The organism is Aeromonas sp. FDAARGOS 1416 (assembly GCF_019048085.1).
Taxonomy (GTDB): domain Bacteria; phylum Pseudomonadota; class Gammaproteobacteria; order Enterobacterales; family Aeromonadaceae; genus Aeromonas; species Aeromonas veronii.
On record NZ_CP077301.1, the window covers coordinates 939,936 to 956,772 of the forward strand.

At 57.8% G+C, this 16,837-nt stretch carries 15 protein-coding genes and 1 other RNA gene; 7 read left to right on the plus strand and 9 right to left on the minus strand.

What is annotated here, in order from left to right:
* Positions 1–3: 3 nt before the first annotated feature.
* From fliB to I6L46_RS04240, 5 genes are all read right to left on the minus strand, one after another.
* On the minus strand, positions 4–1,251 hold the full coding sequence (fliB, locus tag I6L46_RS04220; protein WP_178378369.1) for a flagellin lysine-N-methylase: 1,248 nt from the start codon (positions 1,249–1,251) through the stop codon (positions 4–6).
* Between the two features lie 122 nt (positions 1,252–1,373).
* Positions 1,374–2,150, minus strand: a complete 777-nt coding sequence (locus I6L46_RS04225; RefSeq protein ID WP_216978009.1) for a cobalamin-binding protein — start codon at positions 2,148–2,150, stop codon at positions 1,374–1,376.
* Positions 2,151–2,187: 37 nt separating this feature from the next.
* On the minus strand, positions 2,188–3,150 hold the full coding sequence (locus I6L46_RS04230; RefSeq protein ID WP_216977461.1) for a cobalamin biosynthesis protein: 963 nt from the start codon (positions 3,148–3,150) through the stop codon (positions 2,188–2,190).
* A complete protein-coding gene (gene mtnN / locus I6L46_RS04235; protein WP_216977462.1) occupies positions 3,147–3,839 on the minus strand; it encodes a 5'-methylthioadenosine/S-adenosylhomocysteine nucleosidase in 693 nt (230 codons plus the stop codon). Before mtnN ends, I6L46_RS04230 begins: the two co-directional genes overlap by 4 nt.
* A 168-nt stretch (positions 3,840–4,007) precedes the next feature.
* Positions 4,008–4,940 (minus strand): ZIP family metal transporter, encoded by a 933-nt coding sequence (locus tag I6L46_RS04240; protein WP_019446013.1) that lies wholly within the window; start codon positions 4,938–4,940, stop codon positions 4,008–4,010.
* A 387-nt stretch (positions 4,941–5,327) separates the two neighbouring features.
* Here I6L46_RS04240 and I6L46_RS04245 point away from each other — a divergent pair, with 387 nt between their 5' ends.
* A complete protein-coding gene (locus tag I6L46_RS04245; RefSeq protein WP_216977463.1) occupies positions 5,328–6,959 on the plus strand; it encodes a methyl-accepting chemotaxis protein in 1,632 nt (543 codons plus the stop codon).
* Positions 6,960–7,350: 391 nt separating this feature from the next.
* On the opposite strand, the gene suhB is transcribed toward I6L46_RS04245, so the two are convergent.
* Positions 7,351–8,154, minus strand: coding sequence for an inositol-1-monophosphatase (suhB, locus tag I6L46_RS04250; protein ID WP_021230872.1), 804 nt, complete (start codon positions 8,152–8,154; stop codon positions 7,351–7,353).
* Positions 8,155–8,353: 199 nt separating this feature from the next.
* On the opposite strand from suhB, the gene I6L46_RS04255 reads away from it, so the two are divergent.
* The 3 genes from I6L46_RS04255 (at position 8,354) to emrD (ending at position 11,099) form a co-directional block, all read left to right on the plus strand.
* Positions 8,354–8,809 (plus strand): hypothetical protein, encoded by a 456-nt coding sequence (locus I6L46_RS04255; protein WP_005352991.1) that lies wholly within the window; start codon positions 8,354–8,356, stop codon positions 8,807–8,809.
* A gap of 168 nt (positions 8,810–8,977) precedes the next feature.
* Positions 8,978–9,640, plus strand: coding sequence for a glutathione S-transferase family protein (locus I6L46_RS04260; protein WP_120414002.1), 663 nt, complete (start codon positions 8,978–8,980; stop codon positions 9,638–9,640).
* Positions 9,641–9,902: 262 nt separating this feature from the next.
* Positions 9,903–11,099 carry a multidrug efflux MFS transporter EmrD gene (gene emrD / locus I6L46_RS04265; protein WP_120414003.1) on the plus strand — a complete coding sequence of 399 codons (1,197 nt, stop codon included), beginning with the start codon at positions 9,903–9,905 and terminating at the stop codon, positions 11,097–11,099.
* A 173-nt stretch (positions 11,100–11,272) separates the two neighbouring features.
* On the opposite strand, the gene I6L46_RS04270 is transcribed toward emrD, so the two are convergent.
* From I6L46_RS04270 to zapA, 3 genes are all read right to left on the minus strand, one after another.
* A protein-coding gene (locus tag I6L46_RS04270) for an IS3 family transposase (RefSeq protein WP_216976789.1) occupies positions 11,273–12,492 on the minus strand; the annotation gives its coding sequence in 2 pieces (ribosomal slippage) (positions 11,273–12,144 and positions 12,144–12,492; 1,221 coding nt in all).
* Positions 12,493–12,603: 111 nt separating this feature from the next.
* Positions 12,604–12,785, minus strand: a non-coding RNA gene (ssrS, locus tag I6L46_RS04275) — 6S RNA.
* 16 nt (positions 12,786–12,801) lie between these two features.
* Positions 12,802–13,134, minus strand: a complete 333-nt coding sequence (gene zapA, locus I6L46_RS04280) for a cell division protein ZapA (protein WP_005333910.1) — start codon at positions 13,132–13,134, stop codon at positions 12,802–12,804.
* A gap of 173 nt (positions 13,135–13,307) precedes the next feature.
* On the opposite strand from zapA, the gene I6L46_RS04285 reads away from it, so the two are divergent.
* From I6L46_RS04285 to I6L46_RS04295, 3 genes are all read left to right on the plus strand, one after another.
* Positions 13,308–13,877: a UPF0149 family protein gene (locus I6L46_RS04285; RefSeq protein WP_139411392.1), complete on the plus strand. Its 570-nt coding sequence runs from the start codon at positions 13,308–13,310 to the stop codon at positions 13,875–13,877.
* A 177-nt stretch (positions 13,878–14,054) separates the two neighbouring features.
* On the plus strand, positions 14,055–15,278 hold the full coding sequence (gene ubiH / locus I6L46_RS04290; protein WP_216977464.1) for a 2-octaprenyl-6-methoxyphenyl hydroxylase: 1,224 nt from the start codon (positions 14,055–14,057) through the stop codon (positions 15,276–15,278).
* A gap of 122 nt (positions 15,279–15,400) precedes the next feature.
* The gene (locus tag I6L46_RS04295; protein WP_216978010.1) at positions 15,401–16,669 is read left to right on the plus strand and encodes an FAD-dependent 2-octaprenylphenol hydroxylase; all 1,269 of its coding nucleotides are present in this window, start codon (positions 15,401–15,403) and stop codon (positions 16,667–16,669) included.
* Positions 16,670–16,837 lie beyond the last annotated feature (168 nt).

Genomic DNA, 16,837 nt, shown 5'->3' on the forward strand with positions numbered 1-16,837 from the left:
TAGTTAATTTTGTCTATCGTTATCTGCGCTAGCATCATTTTGCTCTTTACGGTTCGCCATCATTGAAGGGGGCGTCGTATTAAGCAATGCATAAAGAGATACATCGTTATTGCTGCCATACTGATTCAGACCTATAGCCATAGCTTTTTCAAATTCTTTGTTATGCATTCTGACGCAGTGATAACTATACAATAAATTTGTGACATCCTGTACTGTAAGAGGGCCTGACATGGCTATCAAACAGAGATAACTACGCAGCAGGAAATAATCTGCAATCATCAATTGATAACACTGTTGGGGAGTAAGATCAGGATCAAGTGGAAAGTTATGATGGTAGACATAGTAAACCAGATAATTTTGCATTATATGTGGATGAGCGTTCAAAAAAGGCTCAACTTCTTTATGCCAAACATCATGTATTTTCGTGAGATGGGTGATGTCACCATCATCAGAAAATAATTCCTTTATTTTATGCAAGCAGTAATTTATGACTACTCTACCTCGGCGACCTTTTTTCTGGTTGCTCAGTAATTGTAACTGTGTGAGGTGATGTAAGGCCCACCATTGTAGTTTATCTAAGTAAGGAATTTGCAAGAAGGCATTGTGCAATTCACCACTGTCTATCAAATTCCCAATTTGTGCTAGAAATTGCTGATTGGGTAGGCTATCTTCGCTTCGATGTAACATTAAACCAATGATCCACAATTTCTCTTCAATACTTATTCCTTGTGTCAAAAGAATATCGATTGAAAAAAGATGGTAGTTTTCTACTTGCTCAGATATCAATTGTGTCTTGTAGAATCCCTTGAATGGTTGAACCTCCATGGCCATGGCATCAGGATTGAGTAACACTTGACGGCACACCTCGGGACAGGAGAGTGTCAGGCTCAATTTCAGATTGTCGCCAAAGCGGGTTTCAACCCGTGGATAGCTACGACAGGTATTGCTTAACGCATCGACTCCTGCTTCCTTATGAATTTGGCACCAGCCATCAGATAGAAACGGGCAATATCCTTCCTCATTTAAGATAATTTGCCCCCAGTTATGATCATCTTTCTTCACTTTCTGAATATGCTTCATCGTTTCTGTACGAAGCCATAAGTCTGGATGACTTGAATAGGTGCGATAGGTTTTTTTATCAATACTTATGTTCCACCCTCTGCAACAAGTGTCTTCACACTTATCGCCAATACACTGGAAATTTTTGAAAAAAACCGGAACAAACTGATGAGCAGGGGGCGATTTGGTCATTTTATAAGTCCATTTTTGAGCTAAGGTTACACGCTGTAACCTAGCAAGTTTAGTACCATGATGAATCCAGAGCCTGTTTTTCCTGTGGTTGTTCCTGCGAAACAGTGGTGGCTGATGTTGCGTCAGTAATGGATCATACGACACATCGACTCTACACCGTTCAAGGTTCTGGAGGTAAACCGGTGCAGCTCATCCGAGTTGATCAAATCGAGTCGCTGATGCTGCACCGCGTCGAGATTTGGCCACTTTCGCCAGTGACGCAGGGCGTCAGGATCTTGACTCCCTGCCAGGATCAGCGCGGGGTTTGCTCTGATCACCTGTTCCATGTCCACTTGAGGGTAGGGGGTCTTGGCATTCGCCATGACGTTGATCCCGCCGCAGAATTCGATGGCCTGAGCAGGCCAGGCATTGCCACTGACGCTGGTGAGCGGAGGGTACCAGAGCTGGTAGAACACCTTGACGCCGGTTGGTTGGCCATAGCGCTGTTGTAGCTCATGCAGGCGCGCCAGATAGCGCTCGGCGGCCTCGTTAGCACTCTTTTCCACACCCAGCAATTTGCCCAGCGCCCGCATCTCGGTGGCCAGCGATGCAAAATCGGTAGGCTCCGAGTAGAAGATCGGGATCCCGAGCTGTTCCAGCGGGGCCAGCATGCGAGACTGGGCCGAGCGCCAGCCGAGGATCAAGTCCGGCTTTTGCGCCAGCAGGGCCTCCACATTGATGCTGCGATAATTGGCTACCTTGGGCTTGGTTTTCACCTCGGCGGGATAATCGGAGGCATCGTCGATGGCGACCAGCTTGTCACCGGCACCGATGTCATAAAGCAGCTCGGTAAGATGGGGCACCACGCTCACCACCCGGCTCGGAGTGGCTGCCTGCAGCGCACCGGGCAACCAGGCCATCAGCACGCAGGGCAGCCAGATAGGCAAGTGCAACAAACTACCCATGAAATAACCCCGCTACCGTGACAACCAGCGCCAGTATCAACCAGCCCCAGCCGCACCCTTGCAGAATGTTGAGCACCTTGCGCGGTGTCTCGCTATCTGGCTCAGCACCCGTGCCGATGACGGGCCAGCGCTGGAGAGCCCCTTGATAGTAGCGAGGGCCACCAAGGCGGATCCGGCACTTGTCTGCCAGCAGAGTGAGCAGCATCCCCATGGCGGGATAGGGCCAGAGCGCGCCACTTCGCAGCAGCTGTGCAGCCTGTTTGAGGCGGCTTGCCAGCAGTGGCAGCCCCAGCAGCAAAATGACGGAGGCATTGAGCCCCTGATACAGTGCGCTGGCGGCGCGACCAAAGTGGTCGAAGGCGGGATCTTTGCGACTCCAGCTCAGGTTCATCAGCTGCACCAGCCGCCAGAGCAGGGCGCCCTGTACGCCAGCCAAAGCAAATCCCAGCAGCGGGCCAGCCCATTGGCCGACCAGACGCAGGGCGCAGCTCTCCGTCACCGCTTTGGCGAGTCCCATGGCCGAGAGTTTGCCTGTCTCCCGTTTGAGCCAGGGGGCTGACTGCAATCTCGCCAGCGGCAGGGTCTCCTGCGTGGCGAGCGAGCGGGTGGCATGGGCGAGTTCGCGCAGTGGACGGGATTCGAGCATCAGCAGCAGGAACAGCAGGTCGAAGAGCGGCTCGCTCAGGGCCAGATTGCGCAGCGACCAGAGCCCGGCAGCGCAGGGGAGCCAGACTACCAGCATCGCCAGCATACCTGCTTGCAGCTGCTGGCGTGGCGTGCCATCGGCTCTGTGCACCTTGTGACCCAGCCGGGTCAGCAGTGGCGTGACGGCCGAAAGACGCAGATGGGATGGCCACGGGATCACCGCCTCCAGCAGGGACGCACCTACCAGAATGGCCGCCGTCGTCGAAAGGAGGGCGTCGGCCATCAAATCAAGCGAGCCCGTTTCGATCACAGTTTGCCGAGCATCTTGATAATCACTTCGGCGGAGTGCTTGCCGGCCACCTCGATGAAAGCATCGAAGGATTCAACCTGTTCCTTGCCTGCGATATCGGACATGGCGCGCACCACCAGATAGGGCACGTTGAACATGTGGCACACCTGACCGATGGCGGCACCTTCCATCTCGACCGCCAGCATCTGCGGGAAGTCGGCGCGAGCCTTGGCGATGGCGTCCGGTTTGCACATGAACTGGTCACCGGTGCAGATAAGGCCAACCTTGGTCTGGTGCTTGCCCTGCTCGGCGATGCAATCCTGAGCGACCGCGATGAGCTTCTCGTCGCAGGGGAAGGCGGCGGGTTGCTGCGCCATCTGGCCCATCTCGTAACCAAAAGCGGTCACATCCACATCGTGGAAACGCATCTCGCTGGCGATCACTACATCACCGATGTGCAGGTCCTGGGCAAAGCCGCCCGCAGAGCCGGTATTGATGACGCAGTCGGGGGCAAATTTTTCCAACAGCAGGCTGGTGGCCACGCTGGCGGCGACTTTACCGATACCGGAGCGGGTCAGGATCACCTCTTTGCCTGCCAGCATCCCTTGATAGAACTCGCAGCCGCCCAGTTGCAGGGGGGTCGGGTTGCTCATCTGGCTGCGCAGCAGGGCCACTTCTTGCTCCATGGCGCCGATAATACCTACTTTCATTGCTGACCTCGTCTTGATAGCCGTGTGGCTGAATTTAAGTTGCTGTAGATCATAACAAAAGATGGCGTCGGCGCCGAGAGGCACAAGCGAAAGGAGAGATGAAGCGCGGCGCTCCATATGGGAGCGCCGCAGGTGACAAAAAGCATTGATGAGATAGGAGGGGGGCCTTTAGCCGAGCGCGGTGTCGAGGGTCATCATCAGGGCAAAGCCTGCCATCAGGCCGAGGGTGGCATAGGTCTGGTGACCGTTGCGGTGGGTCTCCGGGATCACCTCGTGCGAGACCACAAACAGCATGGCGCCGGCGGCGAGCCCAAGTCCGATGGGGTAGGCGATGGCAAGGCCGCTGGAAAGCCCTACCCCGAGCAGGGCGCCAACCGGTTCGAGCAGGCCGCTGGCGATGGCAACCAGCACCGCCACCGAGGGGCGAAAACCGGCGGCGCACATGGCCAGCGCCACCGCCAGTCCTTCCGGAATATCCTGCAGTGCGATGGCGGTGGTGAGCGGCAGCCCCACCGACATATCCCCCTGGGAGAAGCTCACCCCGATGGCCATCCCCTCCGGCAGGTTGTGCAGGGCGATGGCAAAGACGAACAGCCAGACCCGGGAGCAGCTCTCGTGGCCGGGGCCGCAGGGGCCGGTTTTGTCATGTTCGTGCGGGGTGAACTGATCAAGTCCCAGCATCAACAGCACCCCGAGGGTCATGCCGACCACCACCACGGCAGCGGCGCTAAAGCCGTTGCCGGTGATCCCCTCGGCGGCCTCCAGCCCCGGCAACAGCAGGGAGAAGGCACTGGCCGCCAGCATCATGCCGGCGGCAAAGCCCAGCATGGTGTCCTCTACCTTTTGCGGTACCGAGCGCAGAAACAGAGCGGGCAGGGCGCCGATGGCGGTGGCGGCAAACCCGGCGGCACCACCGATCAGGCCGTAGCGCACGCCGCTGGTCACCTCGCCGGTAGCGAGCATGATGAGACTCTGCAACAGCAGCAACAAGACGGCAGCCAGCGCGATAAAGAGACCGAGGGCGGTAAGTGGCCGCGCCTGCAGTTGTTCACGCAGCTGGGCAGACCAGGTTGAAGCGGGCAGATACGAGCTGTTATCCATAAACAGGGCCTCTTGTTACAGCAAATGGTTACAACGAAGGGGGATGGCGCTCCGCCATCGGATTATGTTGGTCATTACAACGAGTTGATGGCCCCTTGTCCATGCCACTGCCTCGATTGCATTTATCGGTTAACTATTTGAAATGATTTGGTCGCTATAAATATTTTGTGATGAATGTCGGGTTGTGAAGGAAATCAGCTTGCATTCATTTGGTGAAATCTGGTGAAGGATTAGGCGATTTTGTGATAAAGTGCGCGCCTCGCGAAATCGTCCTTCCCCCGCTTTCGCAACCTTCCATCTCCCGTCAGGAATGGCCGGGATCAGCTCATACGGATGTGATCGCTACTGTTTACCTGCTTGTCAGCAGTTGAGGATCAACAGCCAATCATGTTTTACAAGAATCTCTCCATCGGCAAAAAGATTGCCGTGGTTTTTGCGGTCATTGCCGCAGTCAACGTTGTCTTCGGTGTTTTTCTCTCCAGTGAATTGCGCGGCGTGCGCGATCGGGTGCTGAATTTTACCGACTCCACTTTGCCGAGCGTGCTCTCGGTCGAAACCCTGCTCTACGACGTCTCTTATGTACGTCGGGCCCAGTTTGCCCTGCTGATGGTGGATGATGCTGCCGACCTGCAGGCCCGTCGTGGCCGTATTCAGGAGAATATTCGCAAGGTTGACGAGGCATTTCGTGCCTACGAGGCGACCGTAGGGGCCGACAACGAGCGCCAGGTGTTTAATCAAGCCAAACAACAGTGGCTCACTTATCAACGTTCGGTAAACGAGTTTGATATGCTGCTGGTGCAGGGTCAGCATGATCAGGCCAAAACCCAGCTGTTTGCCTCCAACCCGCTCTTTGGGGCGCTGGAGCAGGCGGTCAACTCGCTGATCCAGGTGAACCTCGGTTTCGTCAAAGAGAACCGTGGCAGCCTGCTTGGCAGCGTCAGCATGGTGACCACCTTCGCCATGGTGAGCATCGGTGCCCTGCTGGTGTTCATGGTGGTGATGACTTGGTTCCTGACTCGCCAGATCTGCCTGCCGCTGCAAGCCGTAGTTGCTCAGGCCAACGCCATTGCCGCTGGCGATCTGACCCATCAGCTGGAGCGTCAGCACATCGGCCGCGACGAGCTGGGCATGCTGGCCAAAGCTTCTCTCAAGATGCAGGACAATTTGCGCGGTCTGATTGAAGAGGTGGTGGCTGCGGTTACCCAGTTAGGGGCGGCGATTGACGAAGTGAGTGCGGTTTCCGAACAGTCTGCCAAAGGTATTCAGAGCCAGCAGCAAGAGATTTCGCTGGTGGCGACGGCCATGACCCAGATGAAAGCGACCGTTGCTGATGTGGCGGGCAATACAGAGCACACTTCTGAGTCTGCCAGTGCGGCTAATACCTTAGCCCGCAAAGGTAATCAGGATGTGCAGCGCTCGCTGGTGGCCATCACCCGGGTTGCCGAGGAGATCGAGCAGGCCGGTACGCTGGTGACCGAGCTGGAGCGTGAATCCGCCCAGATCAACGTCGTTGTGGATGTGATCCGCGGCATCGCCGAGCAGACCAATCTGCTGGCCCTCAATGCGGCCATCGAAGCAGCCCGCGCCGGCGAGCAAGGCCGTGGCTTTGCCGTGGTGGCCGACGAGGTGCGCACCCTGGCGGGCCGTACCCAGGCCTCGACCGGCGAGATCGTGGCCATCATCGAAACCCTGCAGGCGCGCGCCAATCAGGCCAAAGAGGTGACTGGCCAGAGCTGCGAGATGATCCGCCAGTGTGTGGATCAGAGCGAGCAGACCAGCAACGGCATCCAGCAGATTGAAGAGGCGGTCGCCCAGATTGCCGACATGGCGATCCAGATTGCCAGCGCCTGCGGCGAACAGGATGCGGTCTCCGACGAGCTGGGCCGCAACGTCGAGCGGATCAACGAGTCCGCCAACGAGGTGGCTCTCGGCGCCGACCATACTGCCCGCGCCTGTCTGGAGCTGAGCCAGCTGGCGGTGGGTCTGAAGCAGACCATCGGCCGCTTCCGCCTCGCCTGATAAAGGGGCTGGCGTACGCCGGCCTCTTCATTCATAAAAAGTCGGGGCGTTTTGCATGCCCTCACGACACCCGGCCATGTGCCGGGTGTTTTTTTATCCGGCGATGGGTACGAGGCCTGATGGTTGGGGTTCTTCGCAAGAGGATGAAGGTCAGGGTAAACAGGGGGGGCAGATGATTATCCCGGTCTGTTTGCGGTGATATTCAAGAAGGTTGGTTAAGGCGCGTTTGCTAACGAGAGAAGGGCGACGAACTGTTTTGAGGATGGGAGTGGGGTGAGCTGCGGGGGAGGAGAGCATAAGCTGTGTGCTGCGGTGACCCTGTCAGGGGATATCGCAGCAATAAAAAAACCGGCTTGCGCCGGTTTTTTTATCTGTCTGCTCGAAGGCTGGCTTATTTGGCCAGAGACTCCGGCAGCTCTTCGCGGATCTTGCCCAGCATCTCTTTCAGGACGCGCGGGTTGGCAACCACGATGTTGCCGGAATTTTCGTAGTTGTGGCCACCAACGAAGTCGGTGACGATGGCGCCGGCTTCTTTTGCCAGCAGCTCACCGGCAGCGGTGTCCCAGGGTTTCAGGCCGATTTCCCAGAAACCATCGACACGACCGGCTGCCACGTAGGCCAGATCCAGTGCGGCAGAGCCGGAGCGACGGATGTCGGCACATTCGATGAACATGCTCTGGAACATCTTCAGGTAAGGCTCGATGTGATGCTTCTGCTTGAACGGGAAGCCGGTCGCCAGCACGGTGCCAGCCAGCTCTTTGGCCTTGCCGACACGAATGCGGTAGCCGTTCAGCTGGGCGCCGCTACCACGGGTAGCAGTAAACAGCTCGTCACGGATCGGATCGTAAACAACGGCTTGTTCAGTCTTGCCCTTGACGCGCAGGGCGATGGAAACGGCAAAGTGCGGAATGCCTTTGACAAGGTTGGTCGTGCCATCCAGTGGGTCAATGATCCATTGGTAGTCCGGATTGGTACCGGCAATCTCACCAGACTCTTCAGCAACAATGCTGTGCTCAGGGTAAGATTTTTTGATGGTGTGAATGATGGCCGCTTCGGCTTCACGGTCAACGTTGGTCACGAAGTCATTGCTGCCTTTTTGGATAGCCTCAATGTTCTCGGGCTGGGAGAAGGCTTTTACTACAACTTGACCGGCGTTGCGCGCAGCGCGCACGGCGATATTCAGCATCGGATGCATAGGTTCACCACTGGATGTTAAAGAACGGGGGATAAAAGGACGCGGTATGATACCAGTATTTTGTGCGATGGCAACTGTTATCCCCCTACGACCAATTGATTACCACTGCCAGATTTGACGGCTCCAATATAGACCAGATCTGCGCTAGTCTTATCCCAGCAGCCGGATACAGGCTGTCATGAGCATAGGGATATGAGCCATGAATTTGTCATTAGTGAGTCAGAACGTGTCAGCGGCCAGCGAGGGACTGTTGGCCATCTTGCGGTCATCACCCGAGTATGGTGATCACTTTGCCCACATCACCGTGACCCCCCTGGCCCAGTGGCAACCGGCCAAGACGGAGGCGGCGATCCTGCTGATCGACGGCGATGCGCCCTGGCAGGATGCCGGATTTGCTCGGGGAGAGGATGAGACGATCGGTTTGCCGGTCTTGCCGCTGCTGATCCGCAAGGGGGACAAGGAGCTGACGGTCTGCGGGCCGGATGTGCGTGACCCCCGTTTCTATTTTGTCTCAAACGGCATCGTGCTGGATGAGTCGGAGCTGGCCGAGCCTGCCTGCAGCCGGGTGCTGTTGCGCAAGCTGGAGTCCTACTTCCCGCTGCTTTCCCGCCTGATCATGCTGCGCCAGCGCAAGCCGGTCGCCGTGATTAACTAATATCTACTATTGCCAGAGCGCACCAGCGGCGCACCGTGGCCTTGTTTGGCCTACGGTGCGCCGCTTTTTAATGGTCTGGAGCCGGTCACTTGTTGCAAGATGAGGCGGCTATGGTGTTGCACCCTGTTCCAACCGTGCAATCTGGCTATGACCAACAAGGAGTGAATCATGATCGACTTTTACACCGCCGCGACCCCCAATGGTTTCAAAGTGGCGATCGCCCTCGAAGAGTTGGGTTTGCCCTATCGGGTCATTCCTCTCGATCTTTCGGCGCTGGATCAGAAGAAGCCCGAGTTTCTCGCCATCAACCCAAATGGCCGTATTCCGGCTATCGTCGATCGGGATAACGACGATTTCGCCGTATTCGAGTCGGGGGCCATCCTCATCTATCTGGCGGAGAAAGCAGGCAAGTTGCTGCCCGCTGATCCCAAACGCCGCTCTCAAGCCATCCAGTGGCTGATGTTCCAGATGGGCGGGGTAGGACCCATGATGGGGCAGGCCAATGTCTTCTACCGCTATTTCCCCGAGAAGATCCCCGCCGCTATCGAACGCTACCAGAAGGAGGGGCGCCGCCTGTTCGAGGTGCTCGACAGCCATCTGGCCCATCATGAATATCTGGCGGACGAGTACAGCATCGCCGACATTGCCACCTGGCCCTGGGTGCGTATTTATGACTGGAGCGGTATCTCCATCGAGGGATTGCCCCATCTGCAAGCCTGGATGGATCGCATGGCAGAGAAACCTGCCTGCCAGAAGGGGATCACCATACCGCCACGCAAGGAGCAGCCCGATGAGCTGATCAAACAGGCGCAGCATATGGTAACACGTTGATTTTTAACTGCTGACGGGGCGTGCCGCCCCGTAATATTAGAAAAACTAAGGCAACCCGATTATAAAGATTCGTTCGTTTTTTGTGAGCTGAATCACTATGATGCCCACATACCACCAAGCGTCCTGTGCGGTGGCTTGGCGGGCTCCCCGCCTACTGTTTCCAACACTGTTTTTGATTGCATCACAGCCTCTGTGATCAGATTCCTCTGGGCCATTTTGTGCCAGAGGGGCGGCAGCATTTTTTCGATTTTTTGGGACTGATATGGATCGGCACAGTTTTTATCCGTTGTTTTTACTGACCATTCTGATGGTCGCTGTGGGCCAGATGACCCAGACCCTTTATGTTCCCTCCATTCCCATGATGGCGGAGGACTTCAATGTGGCCTCGGGCCAGTTGCAGGCGGTGATGGCCTGTTACCTGATCCCCTATGGCCTCTCCCAGTTTGTCTATGGGCCGTTGTCGGATCGTATCGGCCGTCGCCCGGTGCTGATCGTCGGCATGATGGTGTTTCTGGTGGGCACCCTGATCATTCAGGTCATCCCTCATTTTGCCGCCCTGCTGGTGGGTAGCTTTATTCAGGGGCTGGGTACCGGTGCCGGTGGCGCCATGAGCCGTACCGTGATGCGCGATCGCTACAACGGCGCCGAGCTCAACCGCGCCAACAGTCTGGTGAGCATGGGGGTGATCTTCTCCCCGCTGCTGGCCCCGGTGCTGGGTGGCTGGCTGACCGAGCTGTTCAACTGGCGCGCCGGTTACTGGTTCCTGTTCGGTTTTGGTGCCGTAGCCACTCTGGCGATCATGGCCTGGTTTGGTGAGACGCTGCCTGCTGCTGCTCGTCAGCCGCTGCGCGTCGGTGCTGCCTATCGCCATGTGCTGGGCAACCCCAAGTTTCAGGGCAACCTGCTTTGCCTGATGGCGACCTTTGCCGGTTTGGCAGTGTTCGAGGCTGCGGCCGGTGTGCTGCTGGGCGATGTGCTGAAACTGAGCGCCCGTACCGTGAGCGTGCTGTTCGTGCTGCCGCTGCCCGGCTATCTGTTCGGTGCCTGGCTCTCTGCCAAGCTGAGCTTCCGTTTGACTCAGGGCAAACTGATGCGTCTTGGCATCGCCTTTCTGGCGCTCGGTTCTCTCATCATTCTGGTGCCGGGGTTGTTCGGGGTGGTGAGTGCCGCCTCGCTGGTCGGTGGTGCGGCCGTCTACTTCATCGGTAGTGGCATTCTCTACCCGACCGCCACTTCCTGTGCCATCGAGCCCTTCCCGGGTCAGGCCGGCACCGCGGGTGCCATTCTCGGCGGGATGCAGAATCTGGGAGCCGGTGTGGTGACCCTGCTGGCGGCCGGTTTCCCGATGACCGGTCAGGTGACTCTGGGGGCCATCATGACCCTGATGGTGCTGATCGTGGCGCTGAGTTTTGTCTGGCTGCGCCACCACGGCTCGCCTCACGAGCAGATGGCAATTTGATCTGCCGCTCTTTTTGCATCTGGAGCAAGCCCACCCTCAGCGGTGGGCTTTGTTTTATCCGGAGAACGGGCTAGGAGATCGCATTAGCTTGATGTAGTGATCGATGTTGTGAGGTTAACTTCCGTGTCTAGTCCTGAAATAGGTTTACACATTTTCAACTAGCATTTCTCTACTCAGAACCCCCTATGCACCGCATCGGGGGTTCTGTATTTCAACGCATGATGCGGCCGCTCCGCGTTGTAAATATCCACTGCTTCACGCACCATTTCCCGCGCTTGCGTCAAATCCTGCGGGCTTTGCAACAATAACTCTCCTTTCAAAATCCCGTTCACCCGCTCCGCCAACGCATTCTGGTAACAGTCATACCCATCCGTCATCGAGCATTTCACCCCGTACCGTTCATGTAATGATTGATACAGTCCCGAGCAATACTGCACGCCGCGGTCCGAGTGATGGATGAGTTCACCGCCGCCACGTCGTTGCTTCAGCGCTTTCTTGAACGCCATTGCCACCGATTCGGCATGCATTCCTTCGTGCACGTGATGGCCCACTATCTTGCGTGAGTACGCATCCGTCACCAGGCTCAGGTACAGCGGCCCGCTCCTGGCTGGCAGATAGGTGATATCTGCGACCCAGACCTGCTCCGGGGCCACCGGCGTGACCTGCTCTGGCCCCGCCTTGAGCAAGTTGGGATGACGGTAGAAACGGTGAAAACTGTGGGTGGTCTTGTGATACGCCCGTCTGGGCAGCACCAGCAAGCGGTGCTCGGCCAATATCCGAAACAGCCTGTCACGCCCGACTTTGAGCCCGCCATCATCCTGACCCAGCAGCAGATAATGCAGCTTGCGGGTACCGACCCGAGGTTGTCGCAGTCTAACCTGACGCACAAAGCGCACCACCTGCAATCCTTGGGCATGGCGCTCGTCGGCGACCCGATTGCGCTTGTAGTAAGCCTGCCGGCTTATCCCCAGAAACAGGCAAGCCCTGACAATGGTCAGCCTCTCGACTTGCCGCTGCGAGAGGACTTGCCGGGTCGCTTTTTTACGATGGAGACGCCGTAGTCATTCTTCAGTACATCGACGACGGCCTCAAAGAACTGGGCCTTCTGACTCATCAGCGCCAGCTGTTGCTCGAGTTCCTTGATGCGCTGTTCGGGTGTCTGGTTGTCGGGGTCAGGCATGTTGATGCTCCTGCCGGCACGCACAGAAGCCCCCTGGCTCCAATCTTGCCGACCATGTTTACGCAACCATACCAGAACGGTGGAGCGGCCCTGAATACCATAACGCACCTGAGCCTGTTTGTAGGTGAGCTCGCCTTTTTCAATCTGCTCGACCAGTGCCAGTTTAAAAGTCAGCGAGTAATCGCGCTGTGTCCGTTTCACACCTTGTCCCATCGGGTTCTCCATTTATTGGGGGGAAAGGTGTAAACCATATTCAGGACGGGACAGTTCGTTGATCATCAGGCAAAGAAAAAGCCCGTCACGCTGGTGACGGGCTTTTGCTGTTGGTACCCCGAGATGCCGTTGCCGGTTTGGGCCCTTGAACCGTCGGTTCAAGGCGGGGATCGGATCTGACCGCAGGCTTCTCGGTCGTGCCGAGCATGCGCAATAGCCAGAAGGCAGATCCCCTGTTTGGTATGAATATCGGCTCGGGGACTTGAACCGGCTGACAAACATCCCAGGGAATTTTAAAACGGTTTGCGATTAGGGCTGTTGCCCCTCTTCGCTGGAATCACCATATTGTCCGTGCTCGATCAGGGCCGCTTCGATGGTGCGCTGCAGCATCTTGATCCGCTTGTCCATGGTCTCAGAGTATTGGTGGTTCTTCTCTTTTTCAAGGCAGAGCTCATGACAGAAATTGAGCGCAGCCATGATAGCCAATTGTTCGTTGCTGGAGACTTTGGAGCGTTGACGCAGGTCGATCAACTTGTCGGTCAGCTGCTCGGCGGCCTGGCGCAGGGCATCCTGCTGTCCCAAGGGACAGGATACCTTGTAGGGACGTCCCAAAATGACGATTTCTACGGCCTCTGTGCTCATGCCTTCCTCAATACGGCGGAGCTGATTTCCGCCTTTATCCACGTGGACAACTGGGCGGGACTATATAGCGCAGATGCATAAGTTTCAAGGCCTTGCTGGCTCTGCAAGAGGGAGAATGCTAGGATCCTGACCATTAATTCTGCAAATTTGACTGAACTTTGAGCGGATCCTCGATGAGCAAAACGAACCCCCTTAAATATGCGGCAGTGGCCGACATCATGGAACAACATGAGCTGATGGCCAGCGCAGTAGAGGCCCATGGTGTGATCTGCGGTCTGGTGTGCGGCGGTGTGGCACTGGACGACAAGAGTTGGCTGCCCCATTTCAACGATCTGGTGAACGACGGTTTCGGCCTGCCGGCCCCGGTGCGCCAGGTGATGACCGATCTTTATCACAATGTGGTCGAGAGCCTGATGGCCCAGAAGGGCGTCGAGCTGCTGCTGCCAAGTGATGATGCTCCCCTCGACGAGCGCATCGATTCGCTGGTGGACTGGTCACAGGCATTTCTGGCCGGTTTCGGCGTGGTGCAGCAGGAGCTCTCCCGCGCATCGGAAGAGCTGCAGGAGATGATCCAGGATATCGCCAGCATCACTCAGGTCTCCGCCGAGTTCGATCAGGAAGATGACGAGAACGAAGCCTCTTTCCTGGTGCTCTACGAACACGTCAAACTGGGTGTCATGATGGCCTTCGAAGAGTTTGGCAAGCGCCCCGATACCCCGAGTGTGCCGCCGACCCTGCATTGAGGTGCGGGTCAACGCGACCCTTACTGAATCTGCAAGAGCGCCTGATGGCGCTCTTTTTTATTTCCTTGTGGTGGCTAACCCTGTGAGGCGCAACCGGTTTTTTGCCGGTGACCTCGCATTCGGCCAGCGGCTTTGTGATAGCATGAGGCCACCTTTTTCACTTCTTCCTCTCAGCTTATGTCTCAATCTGATGTGCGACAGGTCGATGTCACCTTGGTCGGCGGTGGAATGAGCGGTGCCGTGCTGGCCCTCTCGCTGGCGGCCCTGCTCCGATCCGATGGCTCCCCCCTCGAGATCCTGCTGCTGGAGGCAAGCGTCCCCGAACAGCACACCCATTCAGGGTTCGACGCCCGCGCCATTGCGCTCTCGGCCGGTACCTGTGATGCGCTGTTGCGACGCGGACTCTGGCCGCTATTTGCCCCCCATTGCGCTCCCATTACCCAGATTCATGTCTCGGATCGGGGCCACTTCGGTCAGGCTCGCCTGTCGGCCGCTGAATACGGCCTGCCCGCGCTGGGCCAGGTGATCGAGCTTGCAGCTGCCGGTCATGAGCTGCAACGGGCGATGGCGGCCTCTCCCAATATCCGGGTCTGTTGTCCGGCACGGGTGAGCGAGATTGTGCCCGATGAGGAGAAGGTGACCCTCACCCTTGAGGACGGTGAACAGATTGAGACCCGCCTGCTGGTGGCGGCAGACGGCGGCAACTCCTTTGTGCGTCAGCACTTCAAGTTGCCGGTGACCCGCCACGACTTTGAGCAGCACGCCATCATCGCCACGGTCAAAACGGCGCAAGACCCTGAGGGACGCGCCTTCGAGCGTTTTACCGAAGGGGGGCCGCTGGCCCTGCTGCCGATGCAGGATGGGCTCTCCTCGCTGGTATGGAGCGTCGGGCAGCATGAGGTGGATGAGCTGATGGCCCTCGATGAGGTGGCGTTTCTTGCTCGTCTGCAGCAGGCCTTTGGCTGGCGGCTCGGCCGCTTCGAGCGATGTGGCGTGCGTCACGTCTATCCGCTCATTCTGACAGCCTGCGACTACCCGCTGGCCCAGCGTACCGTGCTGGTCGGTAATGCCGCCCACGCCCTGCACCCCATTGCCGGACAGGGCTTCAACCTCGGGATGCGGGATCTCGACCTGCTTACCGGCGCCGTAGCCAAGGCGTTGGCAGAGGGGGAGGATATCGGCAGCTTCAAGGTACTGAGTGGCTACTGGCAGCAGCGTCAGCGCGATCAGGAGCAGACCGTCTGGCTCACCTCTTCGCTGGCCCAGCTCTTCTCCAATGGTCACGATCCGCTGGTGGCGGGGCGCAATCTGGCGCTCACCCTGATGGGGCGATTCCCGTGCCTCAAGGCGCCGCTTGCCTCGCGCACCCTGGGCTTTGTCGCTGATGTGTGCGGCAACTAGCCAGCACTTGTTGAGTGGAACCTGTTGACCACCATTCGTTGATCAAAACCTATTGAATAAAGAGGTGATGCCTGCGGGCGTCCCCTCGCTGGCCAGCCGGTCAGCCCTGAAAGGATGAGATGATGCAGATGCAAAATGTGGATGTGGTGATTGTCGGTGGCGGCATGGTGGGGCTTGGGTTCGCTGCGGCCTTGAAACATAGCGCCCTCAAGGTACTGGTGGTGGAGGGGCAATTGCCCGATCCGCAACTGGGGGAGGTGGCCGATAACCGGGTCAGCGCCCTGAGTCTGGCCAGCCAGCAGATCCTGCGCCATGTTGGCGCCTGGGACGGCATTGAAGCGCGTCGCCTGCAGGCCTACGACAAGATGGCGGTGTGGGAGCAGGACAGCTTCGGCCATATCGACTTCGATGCCGCCAGCCTGCGTCAGGCCAATCTCGGCCACATCGTCGAGAATCGGGTGATCCAGCTGGCACTGCTTGAGGCGATTGAAGGTGCCAGCAATATCCAACTGCTGACCCCCGCCAGAGCCAAGAGCCTGCAGAGCGGCCCGGCGGGCGCCCTGCTGCTTCTTGAAGATGGTCAGGCTATCTCGGCCAAACTGGTGGTAGCCGCCGATGGCGCCCACTCCTGGGTGCGCCGTCAGGCCGACATTCCCCTTACCAGTTGGGATTACGGCCACCACGCGCTGGTGGCAACGGTGCGCTGTTCCGAGCCCCACGAGGCGGTGGCACGCCAGATCTTCACCCCGGATGGCCCGCTCGCCTTTTTGCCGCTGTGGCAGGAGAATCTCTGCTCCATCGTCTGGTCGCTGCCTGCGGCCCGTGCCGAGGCGCTCTGTGCCTGCGATGACGAGCAGTTCAATCGCCAGCTTACCGCCGCCTTCGATGCCCGGCTCGGTCTGTGCAAGGTGGAGGGGCCGCGCAGCGCCATTCCCCTCACCGCCCGCTATGCCCGCGACTTTGCTCGCGAGCGGCTGGTGCTGGTGGGGGATGCCGCCCATACCATCCACCCGCTGGCGGGGCAGGGGGTCAACCTTGGCCTGCTGGATGCTGCCGCGCTGGCGGAGCAGGTCTTGCAAAATCATGCCGCGGGTGAGGATATCGGCCTGCTCGCCAACCTGCGCAGCTACGAGCGCTGGCGCAAGAGTGAAGCGGCTCGCATGCTGGCGGCGATGGAGGGGCTCAAGCGGCTGTTCAGCGGGGCCAACCCGCTCAAGAAGCTGGTGCGGGGCGTGGGATTGCGCGCGGCCAATCTGCTGACGCCCTTCAAGGCGGGGGTGATCCGCGCCGCCATGGGGCTGGAGGGAGAGTTGCCCGCATTGGCCCGTCCTGACTGGGCTGTTGCTGCGACCAAGGGCAGTGCCATGCAGGCCAAGGGTGAAAAAAACTAATATTACTCGCCGTTTTTGACAACAAAAGTAATCCGACAAGGCTGATGACCCGTTTTGGGTGTCAGCCTTTAATTTTGCTCTGGAGCGAAACGTTTTTCTGCAAATTGTGACGAAACGGTAAAAATCAAAATTTAATCTCGCCTGAGTCGGCTTATGGCTGTTTTTATC

Excerpts from the sequence above, each read along its gene's own strand:
- fliB (WP_178378369.1), bottom strand. The coding sequence starts at position 1,251 with ATGACCAAATCGCCCCCTGCTCATCAGTTTGTTCCGGTTTTTTTCAAA.
- I6L46_RS04225 (WP_216978009.1), bottom strand. The coding sequence starts at position 2,150 with ATGGCCTGGTTGCCCGGTGCGCTGCAGGCAGCCACTCCGAGCCGGGTG.
- mtnN (WP_216977462.1), bottom strand. The coding sequence starts at position 3,839 with ATGAAAGTAGGTATTATCGGCGCCATGGAGCAAGAAGTGGCCCTGCTG.
- I6L46_RS04240 (WP_019446013.1), bottom strand. The coding sequence starts at position 4,940 with ATGGATAACAGCTCGTATCTGCCCGCTTCAACCTGGTCTGCCCAGCTG.
- I6L46_RS04245 (WP_216977463.1), top strand. The coding sequence starts at position 5,328 with ATGTTTTACAAGAATCTCTCCATCGGCAAAAAGATTGCCGTGGTTTTT.
- suhB (WP_021230872.1), bottom strand. The coding sequence starts at position 8,154 with ATGCATCCGATGCTGAATATCGCCGTGCGCGCTGCGCGCAACGCCGGT.
- I6L46_RS04255 (WP_005352991.1), top strand. The coding sequence starts at position 8,354 with ATGAATTTGTCATTAGTGAGTCAGAACGTGTCAGCGGCCAGCGAGGGA.
- I6L46_RS04260 (WP_120414002.1), top strand. The coding sequence starts at position 8,978 with ATGATCGACTTTTACACCGCCGCGACCCCCAATGGTTTCAAAGTGGCG.
- emrD (WP_120414003.1), top strand. The coding sequence starts at position 9,903 with ATGGATCGGCACAGTTTTTATCCGTTGTTTTTACTGACCATTCTGATG.
- zapA (WP_005333910.1), bottom strand. The coding sequence starts at position 13,134 with ATGAGCACAGAGGCCGTAGAAATCGTCATTTTGGGACGTCCCTACAAG.
- I6L46_RS04285 (WP_139411392.1), top strand. The coding sequence starts at position 13,308 with ATGAGCAAAACGAACCCCCTTAAATATGCGGCAGTGGCCGACATCATG.
- ubiH (WP_216977464.1), top strand. The coding sequence starts at position 14,055 with ATGTCTCAATCTGATGTGCGACAGGTCGATGTCACCTTGGTCGGCGGT.
- I6L46_RS04295 (WP_216978010.1), top strand. The coding sequence starts at position 15,401 with ATGCAGATGCAAAATGTGGATGTGGTGATTGTCGGTGGCGGCATGGTG.